This is a genomic window from Rhizobium sp. Root149 (assembly GCF_001427345.1).
Taxonomy (GTDB): Bacteria; Pseudomonadota; Alphaproteobacteria; order Rhizobiales; family Rhizobiaceae; genus Neorhizobium; species Neorhizobium rhizoryzae.
In genome coordinates this window covers 795,023-813,238 of record NZ_LMGD01000012.1, presented here as the reverse complement: position 1 = coordinate 813,238, position 18,216 = coordinate 795,023, and the positions used below count along the sequence as shown (strand labels likewise).

The window sequence follows — 18,216 nt, the reverse complement described above, 5'->3', positions numbered from 1 at the left end:
TTAAGCGCTCTACCTCTATGGTTCCTAGAAACTCAATGATAACAACGGAGCAGTCCGTGACGAACAACATCATAAGCCTGAAGCCCTTCATCGACCGCATGGCTGATGAGGAGCGAAACCGGGATGCTTACTTCGACGAGATGGAGCAACTGCGTCAGACCGAACTCGAACAGGAGGAGATCTGGCGCCAGCAGCGTGCGATCCACGGCTTCCCGGGCGAGGACGACATTCCGGTCGAGGACGGTTATCGTTATTTCGATCCAGACGACCCCGATCACATCATGGCCGCGTTCGACCGCCTTATCGAGCAGCAAAAGGCCGAAGACATCGAAGCCGCAGAAGCTCTTGCGATCATCAAGGGTCTTCTGGATCGCTTCGTCCCTCCGGAGGAGGCTGCCGCCGAGCCGGAACTTGAGATCAGGGATCCGCATCCCGATGAGCCACTGACCTTATTCGAGGTCGTGTGTCTTCCGGAACTGGGCGGACAGCTCTACGTCGGCAAGAACGTCCCCGGCAAGGTTGGGCCGAACATTACGGTCAAGACGCTCCGCAACGCCATTTCGCGCGGGCAGCTCGCCGTGTTCAGGCCGAATGAGAAGAACCTTTATGTTACGCGATTGATGATCAAGGAGTGGCTGCACCTATGCCAAGAGAAGTCGAAGAACCCCGTCTCTTTGAACGAAAGCCCCGTTACGACAAAACGGGCAAGCTCACTCACAAAGGCACCTGGGTCATCCTCCACGACGGAAAACAGGCTGCGACAGGATGCTCTTTCTCTTCTGACGAAGAATCTAAGGTAGCGAAGCAGGAGGCGCTCCTGAAGCTGCATGAATACAATGTGGAGCGTTATTCGAAGGTGGAGATCAAGGACGGTCTTCTGGCCTCCGAGGTGAAGATCGGCGACCTGTTTCTCTATTATCTACAGGAGCAGGCGGATGTCATTGCGACGATGCCGACGGCCAAGCGTCGAGAGCTGCTCGGTATGATCGAACGCCTCAGTGCGTTCTGGGGCGATCTGTTCGTTGCGGAGATCAAGCGGAAGAAGTCTTTGGAATACCAGAAGGACCGCAAGCAGTCCGTTGTCCGCAACGAGCTGATCGCGTTCCGGGCGATCATCAATTTCTGTGCTTCCGAAGGCAAGGTGAAGAAGTACGACGGCGAATTGAACTATGCCATCCCGTCAGGCCTTCCTGCACGCATGCACTACTATTCGATGGAGGAATTCCTGAAGCTCTACAAGGCGGCGCGCCGCAAGCGCCATATGTGGCACGGCCAGCCGACCCATCGCGTCGCCACTCATATCGCCCGCTTCATGGTCGTCGCTGCGCTCACCGGAAGTCGAACAGCCGACATCATCACCGCTTCCTTTTATGACGAGCCAGACCGCCCGTGGGTGGACCTTGATAACCAGATCTACTATCGCGCTGCCAAAGGAGAGCGGGTTCCCACCAACAAACAGGCGAACCCGTGCCGGATCCCTGATCGCCTTGTCGAAGTCATGAAGCGTTGGAGGGATGGCTATGGCAAGGTGAAGCCCTCGCGCTATGTGGTGGAGTTTGCAGGGGAGGCCGCCGACTGCAAGAAGGCATTCCTTCGCCTTCGGCGGGACGTTCTATCCGAGGATCGGGCGGCGCAACTCAACCGACATTCCTTCAAGCACACCTGCGTGACCTGGTTGCTTCAGGCGGGAGTTTCGCTCGAGGACGTCTCCGTCTACGTGTCTACTGATGTCGAGACGCTCCGCAAGACCTACAGCCACGTCATCCCGGGCGAATTCTCTCCGGTTAACCAGGCTTTCGGTCGTAAGAAGCGGGTCGGATCGGAAACGCGCCGCGATCGCTTCCTCACTGAGGAGAAAGCGGCTTGACTCCGGATCGGAGTCGGTCCATTCAGCAGTTGTTCCGGTGGCGTTTTACCGCCAACGCACCGCCAACGGAACAACGTAATTCACCGGGAACGAACGGGGATCAACCGACGTTCTCAACCGTATGGAACGAGTGTAGTGTCGTCCGAAGCGCTGGTTTGGGACCAGAGGGTCGGGAGTTCGAATCTCTCCACTCCGACCACCGTCTTAAAGCGACGGTTAAGCTTCCTCCAGTAGATGCGGGATCAAGCCATCTTATGGTGGACGGAACCTGCAGCTGGATTTAGAATTTCCACGTATTGTGAAGAATCAATGCGTGAAAGGGAGCTTCGAAGATATGACCGCCAAGATCTTTCGTCCTGCAAAAACGGCAATGCAATCTGGCAAGGCGAAGACTCATCTTTGGGTTCTTGAATTCGATCAGGAAGAGCCACGCAGCATCGACCCGATCCTTGGCTACACCTCATCCTCAGACATGCAGCAACAGGTTCGCTTGACATTCGAATCGATGGAGCAGGCTGTCTCCTACGCAGAGCGTAACGGTATTGAGTATCGCGTGTTGCCGCCGAAAGAGGCGACGCGGCAGATCGTGTCCTATTCCGACAACTTTCGTTTCAACCGGATCCAGCCCTGGACGCACTGACTTGCGCAGGGCCGTGGCCCCTTAGCTCAACTGGATAGAGCAACTGCCTTCTAAGCAGTAGGTCGCAGGTTCGAGTCCTGCAGGGGTCGCCAGTATTTTCAATGACTTAATTGACGTGTCGTTTGATATGAGATCTCCATCGAAGGATTGAGAAGTTCATTCCGCGCTGGGAATTGATGCCATATCGCAAACCAATGAAAAGCCCGCTTGCGCATCGCAGGCGGGCATTTTTGTTGAACATTGCAGCGATAAACGGGGATTTTTTCCGGTTCCTCCGTTATCAAGCTTCCTCGTTTAGCGGCAGACTTTGGTGACCTTGGTCACGCGTTCGCCGTGGCGCATGGTCGTCACCTTCTTGGTCATGCAGTCGTGTGATCTACGCTCTTCACGAACCATTCGGGCATGTGGACCTCGGTGAGCGCGGTCCCAACCGCGGTGCATACCGGGGCCGTCATATGTCCGGATCGTCACGCTATCGGCATAGGAAGCAGCGGGCATAGCGATAACGGAAGAGAGTGTAAGTGCCGCGGCGAGGATCAGTTTATTCATGGGTTTCGTCTCCGGTTCTGATGCCAGCCTAACGCCGCATAGATCTTTCAGTTCCGGATAATGTCTCGGTTTTGGTGTCAGGTGTCGGGCATCCGGGATGCCGACGAATGAGTGGCTTCGTGCGACGCGTGTCTTTTGGATGAGACCTGAAGCTCCACGAGACTTGCTTTTGACGGCCCAAGAGCCGTCAAAATCGTATTGCTGTTTGATGTAAATCAAGCAGAGTTGGAAAAGTTATTAAATTCCGTCGCGCCAGCGAAAATAGGCAATGCTGCCAGCACCCAGGGCCGCGGCCAGAACCAAGCCGGAAATGATCATACTATTCTCCTCCAAGAATGATCGAAAAAACACCGCGCTCCTCAACGCGGCGATGTGTCACAGCATCACAATGCCGCTGCTTTGACAACCCTTGGATGATCGATTGGTTCAGAAACCTAGATTTTGTGGGCATTTGCGGTCGCGAAGTTTTATCCTTGGGGCGAAGGTCCGGCTGTGAACCAGAAGGTGACTGGAATTTTTCGGATCTCAGGCGTATGGCCACGGGCAGCCCTATGAAGCGGCTCTACGTCGGGCAGGGACGATTCAGGAGAAGCCAGTGTCGATTGCCGAGATCTCATTGTTCAGCGCCTTGCTCGCCGGGGCGCTGTCGTTTCTGTCGCCCTGCGTGCTTCCGCTCGTTCCGCCCTATCTTTGCTATATGGCAGGGATTTCCGTTGAGCAGTTCCGCAATGGCACCCAGACCCAGGCGGTTGAAGCGCGTCGTTCTGTTCTCATTACCGCGCTGTTCTTCACTCTGGGTTTCGGCAGCGTGTTCGTAGCTTTGGGGGCGGGCGCTTCATCTATTGGCATGGTGTTGAGACAACACCTGGATCTTCTGTCCAAGATTGGTGGCCTGATCATCATCGTAATGGGCCTTAACTTTCTAGGCGTGTTTCGAATCGGGCTGCTTGCGCGCGAGGCGCGTTTCCAGTCAGGCGGGAAGCCGGCCACGCTTTCGGGTGCGTATGTCATGGGCCTGGCATTCGCGTTTGGCTGGACACCCTGCATCGGTCCCGTGTTGGGCGCGATCCTTGGTGTTGCGGCCTCTCGCGAAACCGTGTCAGACGGAGCCCTTCTGCTTGCCGTTTATTCTCTTGGTCTGGCGGTGCCGTTCTGGATTGCAGCTGCATTTTCCGGCGCGTTCATGCGTTTTCTCGCGCGCTTCCGCCGTCATCTGGGAATGGTCGAAAAAGTTATGGGCGCTCTGCTGGTTGTGACTGGCGTGGCATTTATGCTCGGCTTCATTAGCGATATTGCAATTTGGTTTCAGCAAAGCTTCCCAATCCTCATGAAGATCGGATAGACCGGTCACGCATACTCATGATCTGCCGGGAATGAGTCGATTGGCTGCCACGCTCGCATTGTTGATTCCGTTCTTCGGCTTGATTGCAATCGGCTTTGTGGCGGCGCGCCTGAGTAGGCTGAACGCCGATGCTCTGGGCTGGATGAACATTTTCATCGTCTATGCGGCGCTTCCTGCCTTGTTCTTCAAGTTGGTCTCGCGAACGCCGATGGCGGACCTGACGCGGGTCGACTTTATTTTCACTCAATTGACGACGGTTTACAGTGTCTTTCTCCTGATGCTGGTGATCGCCACCGTTTGGAGGCGGGCGACATTGGCAGAAGGCGTGATTCAGGCCTTCGGTGCCGCCTATGGAAACATCGGCTATATGGGGCCCGGCCTGGCTTTGCTCGTCCTGGGGGAGGCTGCCGCCGTTCCAGTAGCGCTCATTGTCTGCTTCGAAAACGCGGTCCATTTTGTGGTGGCACCGGCCTTGATGGCGATTGCGAAGGGGGACGCGCGTCCACCGCTCGCGGTCGCGCTTGATGTGGCGAAACGCGTCTCAATGCATCCATTCATTGTGTCAACCGCCTGCGGCTTTGTTTTCGCCGCCTTTCAAATACCCATTGCGGCATCTCTTCAGCAGCTTATTGATTATCTCGCGCAAGCTGCCGCACCATGCGCACTGTTTGCCATGGGAGTGACGTTGGCGTTGCGCCCGCTGAAGCGCATTCCGGTGGAGATCGGCTATATCACCGCAGTAAAGCTGCTTGTTTTGCCGACAGTCATGTATCTGTCGCTATCCTGGATCGGCGGGTTCGACCGAAACTGGATCTATGCTGCCGTGCTGCTCGCTGCGCTGCCGACAGCCACAAACGTCTTTGTCATCAGTCAGCACTATAGTGTCTGGCAGGAAAGGGCGTCGGCAACAGTCCTGATCACGACGCTATTGTCGGTCCTGACTTTGCCGGTCGTGCTCTACCTTATTTCATCCGGCTTTTTGACGGTTGAATGGACGCCTTAAACTCTCCGCCAGATCCTTGAAGCTCCGCCCGGGCTCAATTCCTTCGCGCATCAGAATATTGCGCAGGGGACCGGAAGCCGTCAAAAGATGCAGACCAGCGGCACGGGCCACCTGCATTGGCAGGAAATCCGACAGCAGGGAGCGGTTCAGGAGATCGACGCCGAACGTGCGTGTCATGACATCGGCGCGGCGCTGGCGGTTGAAACGATCCCCGGCATCAGCGGTAATCGCAGCCTTCGTCGGAGAACTCAGAAGCTTCACCAGTTCCATGACATCGCGCAGTGAAAGGTTGAGGCCCTGCGCGCCAATCGGGGGAAATGCATGTGCGGCTTCGCCAATGAGTGCGACACGGCCTTTACCAAAACGTTCCGCCATGAGGCTGGAAAGCGGCCAGGCTTCTGGCGCTCCTTCAACGGATACCTGTCCAAGCATGGATTGCATGCGCGTCTCGACAGCCAGAGAGAGTTCTGCCAGCGGCAACGCAAGAAGTCTCTCTGCCTCTTGCGGCTTGACGACCCAGACGAGGCTGGAACGCTTGCCTGGCAGAGGAACCTGTGTGAACGGCCCGGTCTCGGTATGAAACTCTGTCGAGACATTGTTGTGCGGCTGTTCGTGCGAGAAGTTCAGCACGACTGCCGTCTGGGGATAGGCCCACCGCCGGGTAGAGATCCCGGCGAGTTCGCGAACGCGCGATCCCCGACCGTCTGCAGCCACGACGAACTCGGCGGAGAGATTGCTCCCATTATTCAGTGAAAGCGCGACCGAGTCGTTTCCAATACTCAGGGTGTCGAGGCTCGCGTCGATGCGTTGCAGATTGGGCTCAGAAGCGATGGCAGATCTCAGTACCGTCATAAGGTCCTGATTAGGGATATTGTAGCCAAAGGCGTAGAGACCCACATCAGCCGCCCGGAACTGGGCCGGCGGCGCACGCAGTAGCCGTTTGGTGCCGTCCAGGATCTGCATCGTGCTGAGAGCCGCAGCGCTGTCCTGAAGTGTCTCCCAAATGCCGAGACCGTCGATGAAGCGAATGGACTGATCCATCAGTGCAGTCGTTCGATGATCCAGTCGTTCAAAGACAGGCGCGATCAGCGCCACTTTGCGTCCGGCGCGGGCAAGCGCCAATGCCGCGATCGAACCAGCCAGACCTTCACCTATAACTGCGATCTCGAAGTCCTGCATGTCACGTCTTCTTTTCGTTTTGACCTGCGTGCTATTTAAGCAAACTCCGCAAACTTATCCATGGGCTGCCCGGGATAAGGTTGCAAAGCGCGCCGATTGGCCGCATATCGTCAAATCGCGAAATATGTTGGTCGGAGTGGGGCGTGATCAGGCGAATTTTCAATTACCGCAAAGTGCCCTATGCCGAGATCCGTGCCTTCTCCGTGCATGTGTTGACGGCCTCCGGCTCATTTCTGGCGTTCCTCGGCGTTGTCGCTGCCGCAGAGCATCGGTTTGTTGATATGTGGTGGTGGCTTGGCCTTGCCCTTCTGATTGACGGGATCGACGGCCCCATTGCCCGGAAGGTCCGCGTGAAAGAAGTCCTGCCAAACTGGTCCGGTGACACGCTCGACAACATCATCGATTACGTGACCTATGTGCTTCTGCCTGCATTTGCGCTGTATCAAAGTGGTATGATCGGCGAAACCTGGTCCTTCGTCGCCGCAGGAATGATTGTCGTATCGAGCGCCATTTATTACGCCGACATGGGCATGAAGACGGATGAGTATTTCTTCTCCGGCTTCCCGGTGGTCTGGAACATGGTCATCCTCACGCTCTTCGTCATTAAGCCGTCGGAGACTGCGGCTCTTCTGGTCGTCATGGCGGCCGTGATCCTGACCTTCCTACCGATCAACTTCCTGCACCCCGTGCGTGTCAAAAGGCTGCGGCCGCTAAACCTCGGGATTTTTCTGCTCTGGTGCGCGCTGAGCGGCTATTCGCTGCTTCTGCAATTCGAGTCGCCCCCATGGCTTGTCTGGAGCGTGGTGCTAACCGGGATCTATCTCTTCTGTATTGGCGGCATCCTGCAGCTTTTCCCCAGCCTCGGGAAAAGCAGTTAAGTGTTCGCTTAAGCACGTCTTTTCTGTTGTGCGCAGCAACAAAACTTGTATCAATTGAGGGCCGTCCAGCATCGCTGGAAAACTTGCGGCACGTCGCTGTGATAATCGCCTCGGAAGAAGGCGGCATGGCTGAACGTGTGAGGGGATACGAGTGACTGAAACAATCGACAAGGAAGCGGTGCCGCTTCTTCAGGTTCGAGGCTTGACGAAATATTTCGGCAGCTTCGCCGCAAACAACGGCATTGATCTGACGATAGCGCCCGGCGAAATTCATGCGCTTCTGGGTGAGAACGGCGCGGGCAAATCCACGCTCGTCAAAATGCTCTTCGGCGTCCTTCAGCCAAGCGCAGGCGAGATCGTCTGGACCGGCAAGCCACAAACAGTCACATCACCCGGCCATGCGCGTTCGCTTGGTATCGGCATGGTGTTCCAGCATTTTTCGCTGTTTGAAGCACTGACGGTTGCCGAGAATATTGCGCTATCGCTCGATCCAAAGATTCCCCTCGCAAAAATTGCGGAAGAGGCCGCGGCTCTTTCCCGCGCCTACGGCCTGCCACTGGATCCGAGCTCGCATGTCGCCGATCTTTCCGTTGGCGAGCGCCAGCGTATCGAGATCGTTCGCGCGCTTCTGCAAAATCCCAAGCTTATCATTCTGGATGAGCCAACCTCGGTCCTGACGCCGCAGGAGGCGGACAAGCTTTTCGAGACACTCTTCAAGTTGAAGGCTGAAGGACGGTCCGTACTCTACATCAGCCACCGGCTGGAGGAGGTCCAGCGCATCTGTGATCGGGCAACCGTTCTTCGCCACGGCAAGGTTACGGGTGCCTGCGATCCGCGTCAGGAAACGCCAGCATCGCTCGCCCGCATGATGGTGGGGTCGGAAGTTGCCGCCGTTCATCGCGCCGATGCAAATGCTCTCGGAGCCACGCTGGTCGATGTTCGCCGCCTGAATGTGCCTGCACGAACGCCGTTTGCCGTGACGCTGAAGGATGTTTCCCTTCGTGTTCGCGCAGGTGAGGTTCTGGCGATTGCCGGCGTTGCTGGTAACGGCCAAGGCGAGTTGTTTGATGCGCTTTCGGGCGAATATCCGGTTGCCGACGCGGAGACAATCCGCATGCGTGACAAGCCGGTGGGGCGCCTTGGCATCAATGGCCGCCGTATGCTTGGGGCAGGCTTCGTTCCTGAAGAACGCCATGGCCATGCAGCCGTTTCGGATATGTCCCTGTCCGACAATCTTCTACTGTCGCGAAGCCAGTCCGACCGGACGGCATTTCTTGCTGGCGGCTTTGCTTCGGTCATCCGGCATGAGACAATTCGTTCCGCTGCAAAGCGCATCTGCGATATGATGGATGTGCGCAAAAGCGGCGACGACCCGGCGGCAGCTTCCTTGTCTGGTGGCAATCTCCAGAAATTCATCATCGGTCGTGAGCTGGATCGCCAGCCGTCGATCCTCATCGTCAATCAACCCACCTGGGGCGTCGATGCCGGTGCGGCAAGCCGTATCCGCCAAGCCTTGATCGATCTCGCGCGGTCTGGTTCTGCCGTCGTGGTCATCAGTCAGGATCTGGACGAAATCTTTGAAGTTGCGACCAATATTGCGGTTATCTCCGAAGGTCGGCTTTCGCAGCCTTTCCCTGCGGGCGAGCTGACTCTGGAAAAGATCGGCCTCCTCATGGGCGGTATCCATGATTCGACACATGGCGGGGAGACTGCCCATGCGCATTGAGCTTGAAAAGCGCGCCAGCGCTTCCGCCCTGTTCCAGATCGTCTCTCCACTGCTGGCGCTGGCTCTTACGCTTCTGTTCGGCGCACTGATGTTCTGGATGCTGGGCAAGAATCCGGGTCATGCACTGTATGCGTTTTTCATCGAGCCGCTGCTGGAAGTCTGGTCCTTGCATGAACTGGCCATCAAGGCAGCACCTCTCATCCTGATCGCCGTCGGATTGTCGGTCTGCTACCGGTCCAATAACTGGAATATCGGCGCGGAAGGCCAGTTCACCATCGGTGCAATTGTCGGTTCCATCCTGCCGGTTCTTGTGCCGCAGTGGCATTCGCCGCTAGTTTTGCCTTTGATGCTGATCATGGGAGCGATCGGCGGCGCATTGTTCGCTGCAATTCCCGCTCTTCTCAAGACGCGTTTCAACACGAATGAAATCCTGGTCAGCCTCATGCTGGTCTACATCGCCCAGCTGTTTCTGGACTGGCTGGTGCGCGGTCCGTGGCGTGATCCGAAGGGCTTCAACTTTCCGCAGACAATCAGCTTCGCCAAGGAAGCCGTATTGCCGGAACTGCTCGAAAGTGGTCGCGCTCATTGGGCCATCGTCTTCGCGCTTATCGCTGCAGTCGGCGTCTGGTTCATGATGCGTTACATGCTGAAGGGCTTCGAAGTAACCGTGCTGGGACGCTCCGAACGGGCAGGGCGCTTTGCGGGCTTTTCGTCCCGTCGAATGGTGTGGTTCTCGATGATGCTCTCCGGTGCCTTCGCCGGACTTGCCGGAATCTCGGAAGTCTCCGGATCGATCAATCACCTCCAGCCAAGCATTTCTCCGGGCTATGGCTTTACGGCCATCATCGTTGCATTCCTGGGGCGCTTGAACCCGCTTGGCATCATCGTGTCCGGCTTCATTCTTGCGCTTACCTATCTCGGCGGTGAGGCGGCACAGCTATCCATCGGCGTGTCCGACAAGGTAACACGCGTCTTCCAGGGGCTGCTGCTGTTCTTCGTCCTGTCCTGCGATACCCTGATCCTGTATCGCATCCGCATCATTTTTAGCTCGGATCGGGCTGCCGCTGAGGGGAGGTCGTGATCCATGATTGAGGCTATCCTTCTCACCATCATCACCGCTGCAACACCACTGGTCATTGCCGCGATCGGCGAACTCGTGACGGAGCGCGCCGGCGTACTCAATCTCGGCGTCGAGGGCATGATGATCATGGGCGCGGTCTGCGCCTTTGCCGGATCCTATCTCACAGGTTCCCCGCTGCTCGGCGTGTTGTGCGGGATTCTTGGCGGTGCTCTGTTTTCGCTGCTCTTCGGCTTCCTCACGCTCACGCTCGTGACCAATCAGGTCGCTACAGGTCTCGCCCTGACGATTCTCGGTCTTGGGCTCTCTGGCCAGATCGGCGAATCCTTCGTGGGGATACCGGGCGTGAAATTGCAGCCAATCGTGTTCCCGGTTCTGTCGGATATTCCCTTCGTCGGGCCGCTGCTGTTCAAGCAGGACATTACCTTCTACCTCAGCATCGTTCTCATTATCGGTGTGAACTGGTTTCTGTTCAAAAGCCGCACCGGCCTCAAGATGCGTGCGATTGGCGATAACCATGGTTCCGCTCATGCGCTTGGCATCAACGTCATTCGCACACGCTACCTCGCGGTCATGTTCGGTGGCGCCTGCGCGGGTCTCGCCGGTGCGCAGCTTTCTCTCGTCTATACGCCGCAATGGGTGGAGAATATGTCCGCCGGTCGCGGTTGGATTGCTCTGGCGCTCGTGGTCTTCGCCTCATGGCGGCCGTGGCGCGTCTTTGCAGGCGGCTATATTTTCGGCGCTGTCGGCATCCTTCAGTTGCATGCACAGGCGTTCGGCATTGGCGTGCCGTCGCAGTTTTTGTCCATGCTGCCTTACGCAGTCACTATTGTCGTGCTGATCATCATCTCGCATAATCGCCGCACGACGCTCATCAATACGCCAGCATCGCTTGGGAAACCTTTCGTTCCCGATCGGTGAAACGGTAACCGTACAACGAAGCTTCATGCCAAACAGGGGTTGAATATGAAGAAGCTCATTATCGCACTTGCCGCAACGGCAGCCGCACTCGGCGGTCTGTCCAGTGGCGCCCAGGCTCAGGAAAAGACCAAGGTCTGCTTCGTCTATGTCGGCACCAAGACAGATGGCGGCTGGACCCAGGCGCATGACATCGGCCGTCAGCAATTGCAGAAGTCCTTTGGCGACAAGATCGAAACGCCATACCTGGAAAGCGTTCCGGAAGGTCCGGATGCCGAGCGCGCGATCGAACGTATGGCCCGTTCCGGCTGTGCGATGATCTTCACGACGTCTTTCGGCTTCATGGACGCGACCGTCAAGGTTGCCGAGAAGTTTCCGAAGGTAAAGTTCGAGCATGCGACCGGCTTCAAGGCTGCACCGAACCTCGCAACCTATAACTCGCGCTTCTACGAAGGCCGTTATATTCAGGGCCAGATCGCTGCCAAGATGTCCAAGAAGGGCGTCGCAGGCTACATCGCTTCCTTCCCGATCCCGGAAGTGGTGATGGGCATCAACGCTTTCGAGCTTGGCGCGAAGTCGGTCAACCCGAACTTCAAGCTGAAGGTCGTCTGGGCCAACACCTGGTTCGATCCAGGCAAGGAAGCCGATGCCGCAAAGGCTTTGATCGATCAGGGCGTTGATATTCTGACGCAGCACACGGATACGACTGCTCCCATGCAGGTTGCTGCCGAACGCGGCATCATGGCATTCGGTCAGGCGTCTGACATGATCGCTGCCGGTCCTAAGACACAGCTAACTGCAATCGTCGACACCTGGGGCGCCTACTACATCAAGCGCACCAAGGCTCTTCTGGATGGAACCTGGAAGTCGGAGCAGATCTGGGATGGCCTGAAAGACGGCATCCTGACCATGGCGCCCTACACCAACATGCCGGACGATGTGAAGGCAATGGCGGAAGAGACGGAAGCCAAGATCAAGTCTGGCGAACTGCATCCCTTCACCGGCCCGATCAACAAGCAGGACGGCTCCGCCTGGCTCAAGGCTGGCGAAAAGGCTGATGACGGCACGCTGCTGGGCATGAACTTCTACATCGAAGGCGTTGACGACAAGCTTCCGAAGTAAGCTTTGTCACCACGTTGATTTGTTGAGCCGCTTGCCTTCATGGCAGGCGGCTTTTTCGTTTCGACATATTTCGAAACAGAACTTGAAGCAGCCCAACACCGACGTTCTTGGCCTGTTAATCGAAACGCTGCTAAAAGCGGCTCGAATTTACATGGAGAGTCGTATGGCCCGCACCTGTCTCGCTGTCATTCTCGCCGCTGGCGATAGCACGCGCATGAAGTCATCAATGTCCAAGGTGCTGCATCCGATCGCCGGATTACCGATGATCTCGCATGTCATGCGAGCGGTAAGGGATGCAGAGATTCAGGATGCTGTGCTGGTGCTGGGCCGCGATGCGGATGCGGTGGCAAAAGCTGGGGCAGTCGAGGGAATGACGGTCTCCACCGTCCTGCAGACAGAGCGCAAGGGCACAGGTCATGCCGTCCTGATGGCGCGCGATGCGATCGCCAAGGGTTTCGACGAAATACTCGTGACCTATGGTGACGTTCCGCTGGTTCGATCGGAAACTTTCCAGAACGCACGGTCACTTCTGAGCTCAGGCGCCGATCTTGTCGTGATCGGCTTTGAGGCTGCCGATCCCACAGGATATGGTCGGCTTCTTGTCGAAGATGGTCAGCTTGTCGCGATTCGCGAACATAAAGACGCGACGGAGGAGGAGCGTAAAGTCACCCGTTGCAACAGCGGCCTGATGGTCATTAACGGGGCCAGGGCGCTTGGCTGGCTGGAGAAGATCGACAACAAGAATGCCAAAGGCGAGTATTATCTGACGGATCTTGTTGAGATCGCCCGCGCCGACGGAGCGAAGGTCGTGGCAGTGGATGCGCCGGAAGCAGAACTGGCCGGCTGCAACACGAGGGCGGAACTGGCGTTGCTGGAAGCCAGCTGGCAGAACCGCCGCCGTCACGAAATCATGCTGTCGGGCGTCTCGATGATTGCGCCGGAAACCGTCTTCCTCGCCTTCGATACGGTGCTCCAACAGGACGTTCTGGTAGAGCCGAATGTCGTTTTCGGTCCCGGCGTTACCGTGGAAAGCGGCGCTGTCATCCACGCCTTCTCGCATCTGGAGGGAGCTCACGTAGCGTCAGGTGCGACGGTCGGTCCTTTTGCACGCCTGCGACCCGGTGCAGATCTTGGACCGGATTCGAAGGTTGGCAATTTCTGCGAAGTGAAGAAGGCGACAATCGGCAAGGGTGCGAAGGTCAACCACCTGACCTATATCGGTGACGCATCTATCGGCGCTGGTTCGAACATCGGCGCGGGAACGATTACCTGCAATTACGATGGCATAAACAAGCACGAGACACGCATTGGCGAGAACGCGTTTATTGGCTCGAATTCGGCACTCGTCGCGCCGGTCTCGATTGGCAATGGCGCCTATGTGGCATCTGGCAGCGTCATCACTGAAAACGTGCCGGATGAAGCGCTTGCCTTCGGACGCGCAAGGCAGGAAGTGAAGCCTGACCGTGCAAAGCAGGTGCGCGAGCGCGCGCTTGCGTTCAAGGCCGCGAAGAAGGCAGGTCAGTAACACTTTGTCGGTTACTGTAAGAAATTGAATTTGACCGGCGCTCTCATTGCGCCTTGCGTGCAGTGCGATAGAGATTGCGCGCTCGCAGTTATCGGAAGAGGTTTTCATGTGCGGAATTGTTGGCATCGTTGGCAAGGAGCCCGTTGCAGAGCGTTTGGTTGATGCGCTGCGGCGGCTGGAATATCGCGGCTATGATTCCGCAGGTGTTGCCACGATCCACGATGGCGCGATGGATCGCCGCCGCGCAGAAGGCAAGCTTTTCAATCTCGAAAAGAAACTGGCCGGTGAACCGCTGCCCGGCACCATCGGTATTGCTCACACGCGCTGGGCGACGCATGGCGTTCCAAACGAAACCAATGCCCATCCGCATTTCGTTGAAGGCGTGGCGGTCGTCCACAACGGCATCATCGAGAACTTTTCAGAACTGCGCGATGAACTGACGGCAGAAGGTGCCGTTTTCACCAGCCAGACGGATACCGAGGTTGTCGCGCATCTTCTGGCAAAGTTCACACGTGAGGGGATGGGGCATCGCGATGCGATGCTGGCCATGTTGAATCGCGTTACCGGCGCCTATGCGCTGGTTGTGATGTTTCAGGATGATCCGGGTACGATCCTCTCGGCGCGCTTTGGCCCTCCGCTTGCGGTTGGCCATGGTCGCGGCGAAATGTTCCTGGGCTCGGATGCCATCGCGCTCGCACCATTCACAAACCAGATCACCTATCTGGTCGATGGCGATTGTGCGGTTCTGACCGCCAACGGCGTGACGATCACCGATTTTGCGGGCAAGCCGGTCGAGCGCCCGGTTCAGATCTCGCAAGCGGCTGCCCTGATGGTGGACAAGGGTAACCACCGCCACTTCATGGAAAAGGAAATCTACGAGCAGCCGGAAATCATTTCTCACGCGCTCAGCCACTATGTCGATTTTGCCTCTGGCTCCATCAAACAGAAGGCCGAGGCGATCGACTTCGCAAACCTTCGCAGCCTTGCCATCTCCGCCTGCGGCACCGCCTATCTGTCCGGTCTCGTCGGCAAGTACTGGTTCGAACGCTATGCGCGCTTGCCGGTGGAAATCGATGTGGCATCGGAATTCCGCTATCGCGATATTCCGCTGTCGAAAGATCAGGCCGCGCTCTTCATCTCCCAATCGGGGGAAACCGCCGACACGCTTGCCTCTCTGCGCTACTGCAAGGAAGAAGGCCTGCCGATTGGCGCCGTCGTCAATGTGAAGGAATCGACGATTGCGCGTGAAGCAGACGCAATTTTCCCAATTCTCGCCGGGCCGGAAATCGGCGTGGCTTCGACGAAAGCCTTTACCTGCCAGCTCGCCGTTCTGGCTGCGCTCTCTATTCAGGCGGGCCGCGCAAGAGGCACCTTGACCGAGGCGCAGGAAAAGGAGCTTGTTCGCCATCTCATCGAGATGCCGCGCATCATGAGCAAGGTGCTGAACCTCATCCAGCCACAAATCGAGCAGCTTTCGCGGGATCTCTCGCGCTTCAAGGATGTGCTCTATCTGGGCCGCGGCACCAGCTATCCGCTGGCGATGGAAGGCGCTCTGAAGCTCAAGGAAATCTCCTATATCCATGCGGAAGGTTATGCCGCCGGAGAGTTGAAGCACGGCCCGATCGCCCTGATCGACGAGCATATGCCGGTGATCGTTATCGCTCCGCATGACCGCTTCTTCGAAAAGACGGTCTCGAACATGCAGGAGGTCGCAGCACGCGGCGGAAAGATCATCTTTATCACCGATGAAAAGGGCGCTGCTGCATCAAAACTCGCCACCATGGCAACGATCGTGTTGCCGAACGTGGATGAAGTCATTGCACCAATGATATTCGCCCTGCCTATCCAGTTGCTCGCCTATCACACGGCCGTCTTCATGGGCACCGATGTCGACCAGCCCCGCAATCTGGCAAAATCGGTCACCGTCGAGTGACCGGGAGCAAGGTTTCAGCCTTGCCAAATATTAATCGATACGCACTTGCGAGGCGGGGAGAGGTCCGGCATTGTCCGGGTTCACCCGCCTTCAACGGCAGTGCAGCATGATTCTTGGAAGTAGTGGATGGAAAGCCCGGAACGCATAACGCTCGCCGGTCGGCTTCGGAATAACTTCCTGACCGGTCTGATCATTTGTGCGCCATTGGCCATCACGATCTGGCTGACCTTTGCTTTCATCGATTGGGCAGACAGCTGGGTAACACCCTACATTCCACAGCGTTACAATCCTCAGTACTATTTCGACATCACCATTCCGGGCCTTGGCCTGCTCATCGCGATGATTCTGATCACCGTGATCGGGTTTCTGGTCAAAAACCTCATTGGTCGGTCGATCGTCAATTTTGGCGAGTCGATCCTGAACCGCACGCCCTTGGTGCGTACGCTCTATAAGAGCCTGAAGCAGATTTTCGAAACTGTGCTCAAGGATCAGTCGACCTCGTTCAAGAAGGTCGGTCTTGTTGAGTTCCCTTCACCTGGAACCTGGGCGCTGGTCTTCATCGCGACGGAAGCGCAAGGCGAACTGGCACATCGCTTTAACGAAATGGGACAGGAAATGATTGCTGTGTTCCTGCCACCGACGCCTGTACCAACCGCGGGCTTCCTGATGTTCGTGCCGAAGGAAAAGTTGATCATTCTGGACATGTCGCCTGAAGATGCGGCCAAGCTGCTGATTTCCGGGGGGCTTATCGCGCCGGAGTGGACGCCAAGGCCAGTCGTGAACTGAGCGTAAGCTTCATCGGACTGTCATCAATCGCTCATAGATACAATCGGCGATCACACCATGTTCAACTTTGCGCCAGATCGACAGGCGCAGCGCAGGGCAGACATGGGTTCTCCACCTCAAAGGATTGTTCTCATGAAGTCTCCATCCACGTTTGCACGCCGTTGCGCCAGCCTTGCACTGGCAGCCTCTGTATTTGCGATGCCATTCGCAGTCCATGCTGAAGGCTCGGTATCAGCAGCCGGTATCACCATTTCCACCAAGGGTCTCGTCGCCGTTGGTCGTATCCCCGCGAACCAGAAAGACAAGTTCAACGAAACCTTCGGGTCGGGTTCGGGTATGGCGATTGATCCGACCGCATGGAAGAAGGACGGAGATGCTTATACCGGAGCGCTCTGGCTGCTTCCGGATCGTGGCTACAACGTCGAAGGGACCACTGATTACAATGACCGCCTGAACCGGATCGAATTCCGCCTGACCCCCGCAGCCGGCGCCGTACCTGCCGAGAAGCAGCAGAAGGGTCTGGAGGCAAAACTCGCTGATACAATCCTTCTGACGGACGATCAGGGGAAGAACATGACGGGGCTTGATCCTGAATCCGGAACGCGCCCGGCATCCGGCAAGCTACCGCTTCTCCCGCAGGCGCGCATGGGCAAGATTGCACTCGATCCTGAAGCGATTGTTCGTCTGAAGGATGGCTCATTCCTGATCAGTGATGAATATGGTCCCTACATCTACCACTTCACCGCAGATGGTAAGATGGTCTCGGCTATGCAGCCGCCGAAATCACTGTTGCCGATGCGCAAGGGCGAGGTGAACTTCTCTTCCAATAACGTCGATGCAGACGGCAAGAAGCCTGATCCCAAGGATCCGGACACCGGGCGCCAGAACAACCAGGGCCTCGAAGGCATGTCGATGACTCCGGACGGTAAGCTCGTGATTGCTGTTCTTCAGTCTGCGGTACGTCAGGATGGTGGCGATTCCGGCCAGACCCGCATGAATACGCGTGCGTTGGTGTATGATGCCGCTGACATCGACAATCTAAAACTGCTGCACGAATACGTCGTGCCGCTACCCACCTTTGATAACAAGGGTAAAGTGGCCGTTGCCGCGCAGAGTGAAATCGTCGCCCTGTCCGACAAGGCCTTCCTCATGCTGGCCCGTGACAGCAATAACGGTCAGGGACTGAAGGGCGATACGTCGGTGTACCGCAAGATCGTTGCCGTCGATCTGTCTAACGCAACGGACATTGCCAACACCAGTTTTGATGCTGACAAGCCGGTGGCTCCCAAGGGCGTTGTCGATGCTTCGGTCAAGCCTGCCACGCTCACGCCTTTCATCGATCTGAACGACAGTGCTGAGCTCGATCGCTTCGGGCTGCACAATGGCGCCCCGAACGATAAGAACAATCTTTCGGAAAAATGGGAAGCGATGAGCATCGCAAGCGCGCTCGATGCCAATGCGCCGGATGATTACTTCCTGTTCGTTGCCAACGACAACGACTTCCTGACACAGGACGGTTATCAGGTCGGTGCCGCCTACAAGGCTGCAGATGGCGCGGACGTCGATACCATGTTCCAGGTCTTCCGCGTCACACTTCCGGGCGTGAAGCAGTAATATCAACTGAGACAGGAGGGGATTGCCCGTCCTGTCTCTTGCTCTCGCAACAGTTA

At 57.0% G+C, this 18,216-nt stretch carries 16 protein-coding genes and 1 tRNA gene; 15 read left to right on the top strand and 2 right to left on the bottom strand.

The genetic code is table 11. From position 1 onward, the window contains the following. Window positions 1-56: 56 nt before the first annotated feature. The 4 genes from ASD54_RS10750 to ASD54_RS10735 all read left to right on the top strand — a co-directional run bounded on the left by ASD54_RS10750 (window position 57) and on the right by ASD54_RS10735 (window position 2,599). A complete protein-coding gene (locus ASD54_RS10750; protein ID WP_062554549.1) occupies window positions 57-800 on the top strand; it encodes a hypothetical protein in 744 nt (247 codons plus the stop codon). A gap of 38 nt (window positions 801-838) precedes the next feature. Beyond that, on the top strand, window positions 839-1,867 hold the full coding sequence (locus tag ASD54_RS10745) for a hypothetical protein (protein ID WP_062554548.1): 1,029 nt from the start codon (window positions 839-841) through the stop codon (window positions 1,865-1,867). 334 nt (window positions 1,868-2,201) lie between these two features. Beyond that, window positions 2,202-2,507, top strand: a complete 306-nt coding sequence (locus ASD54_RS10740) for an ETC complex I subunit (RefSeq protein WP_062554809.1) — start codon at window positions 2,202-2,204, stop codon at window positions 2,505-2,507. Between the two features lie 15 nt (window positions 2,508-2,522). After that, window positions 2,523-2,599: transfer RNA gene (locus ASD54_RS10735), tRNA-Arg, on the top strand. 202 nt (window positions 2,600-2,801) lie between these two features. Here the strand turns inward: ASD54_RS10735 and ASD54_RS10730 are convergent. Further along, window positions 2,802-3,056, bottom strand: coding sequence for a hypothetical protein (locus ASD54_RS10730; protein ID WP_062554547.1), 255 nt, complete (start codon window positions 3,054-3,056; stop codon window positions 2,802-2,804). A 595-nt stretch (window positions 3,057-3,651) separates the two neighbouring features. Between ASD54_RS10730 and ASD54_RS10725 the strand changes: the two genes are divergently transcribed. Together ASD54_RS10725 and ASD54_RS10720 are read left to right on the top strand one after the other, a co-directional pair. Further along, window positions 3,652-4,398 carry a cytochrome c biogenesis CcdA family protein gene (locus ASD54_RS10725; RefSeq protein ID WP_062554546.1) on the top strand — a complete coding sequence of 249 codons (747 nt, stop codon included), beginning with the start codon at window positions 3,652-3,654 and terminating at the stop codon, window positions 4,396-4,398. A gap of 40 nt (window positions 4,399-4,438) precedes the next feature. Beyond that, complete coding sequence (locus ASD54_RS10720) at window positions 4,439-5,401, top strand: AEC family transporter (protein ID WP_062554545.1); 963 nt, start codon at window positions 4,439-4,441, stop codon at window positions 5,399-5,401. On the opposite strand, the gene ASD54_RS10715 is transcribed toward ASD54_RS10720, so the two are convergent. Next, window positions 5,366-6,580, bottom strand: coding sequence for a UbiH/UbiF family hydroxylase (locus ASD54_RS10715; RefSeq protein WP_062554544.1), 1,215 nt, complete (start codon window positions 6,578-6,580; stop codon window positions 5,366-5,368). The two genes, ASD54_RS10720 and ASD54_RS10715, sit on opposite strands and share 36 nt — an antisense overlap. Window positions 6,581-6,723: 143 nt before the next feature. Between ASD54_RS10715 and pcsA the strand changes: the two genes are divergently transcribed. The 9 genes from pcsA (at window position 6,724) to ASD54_RS10670 (ending at window position 18,160) form a co-directional block, all read left to right on the top strand. Further along, on the top strand, window positions 6,724-7,458 hold the full coding sequence (gene pcsA / locus ASD54_RS10710) for a phosphatidylcholine synthase (RefSeq protein WP_062554543.1): 735 nt from the start codon (window positions 6,724-6,726) through the stop codon (window positions 7,456-7,458). Between the two features lie 163 nt (window positions 7,459-7,621). Further along, entirely contained in the window at window positions 7,622-9,184 is a 1,563-nt protein-coding gene (locus ASD54_RS10705; RefSeq protein ID WP_062554808.1) for an ABC transporter ATP-binding protein, read from the top strand. Then, window positions 9,174-10,265: an ABC transporter permease gene (locus tag ASD54_RS10700; protein WP_062554542.1), complete on the top strand. Its 1,092-nt coding sequence runs from the start codon at window positions 9,174-9,176 to the stop codon at window positions 10,263-10,265. Before ASD54_RS10705 ends, ASD54_RS10700 begins: the two co-directional genes overlap by 11 nt. A 3-nt stretch (window positions 10,266-10,268) precedes the next feature. Further along, a complete protein-coding gene (locus tag ASD54_RS10695) occupies window positions 10,269-11,183 on the top strand; it encodes an ABC transporter permease (RefSeq protein ID WP_062554541.1) in 915 nt (304 codons plus the stop codon). 45 nt (window positions 11,184-11,228) lie between these two features. Continuing rightward, complete coding sequence (locus ASD54_RS10690) at window positions 11,229-12,302, top strand: BMP family ABC transporter substrate-binding protein (protein ID WP_062554540.1); 1,074 nt, start codon at window positions 11,229-11,231, stop codon at window positions 12,300-12,302. Window positions 12,303-12,465: 163 nt separating this feature from the next. Continuing rightward, window positions 12,466-13,827 carry a bifunctional UDP-N-acetylglucosamine diphosphorylase/glucosamine-1-phosphate N-acetyltransferase GlmU gene (gene glmU, locus ASD54_RS10685; RefSeq protein ID WP_062554539.1) on the top strand — a complete coding sequence of 454 codons (1,362 nt, stop codon included), beginning with the start codon at window positions 12,466-12,468 and terminating at the stop codon, window positions 13,825-13,827. A 106-nt stretch (window positions 13,828-13,933) separates the two neighbouring features. Next, entirely contained in the window at window positions 13,934-15,760 is a 1,827-nt protein-coding gene (glmS, locus tag ASD54_RS10680) for a glutamine--fructose-6-phosphate transaminase (isomerizing) (RefSeq protein ID WP_062554538.1), read from the top strand. A gap of 126 nt (window positions 15,761-15,886) precedes the next feature. After that, entirely contained in the window at window positions 15,887-16,546 is a 660-nt protein-coding gene (locus ASD54_RS10675; protein WP_062554537.1) for a DUF502 domain-containing protein, read from the top strand. A 132-nt stretch (window positions 16,547-16,678) separates the two neighbouring features. Beyond that, complete coding sequence (locus tag ASD54_RS10670) at window positions 16,679-18,160, top strand: esterase-like activity of phytase family protein (RefSeq protein WP_062554536.1); 1,482 nt, start codon at window positions 16,679-16,681, stop codon at window positions 18,158-18,160. Window positions 18,161-18,216 lie beyond the last annotated feature (56 nt).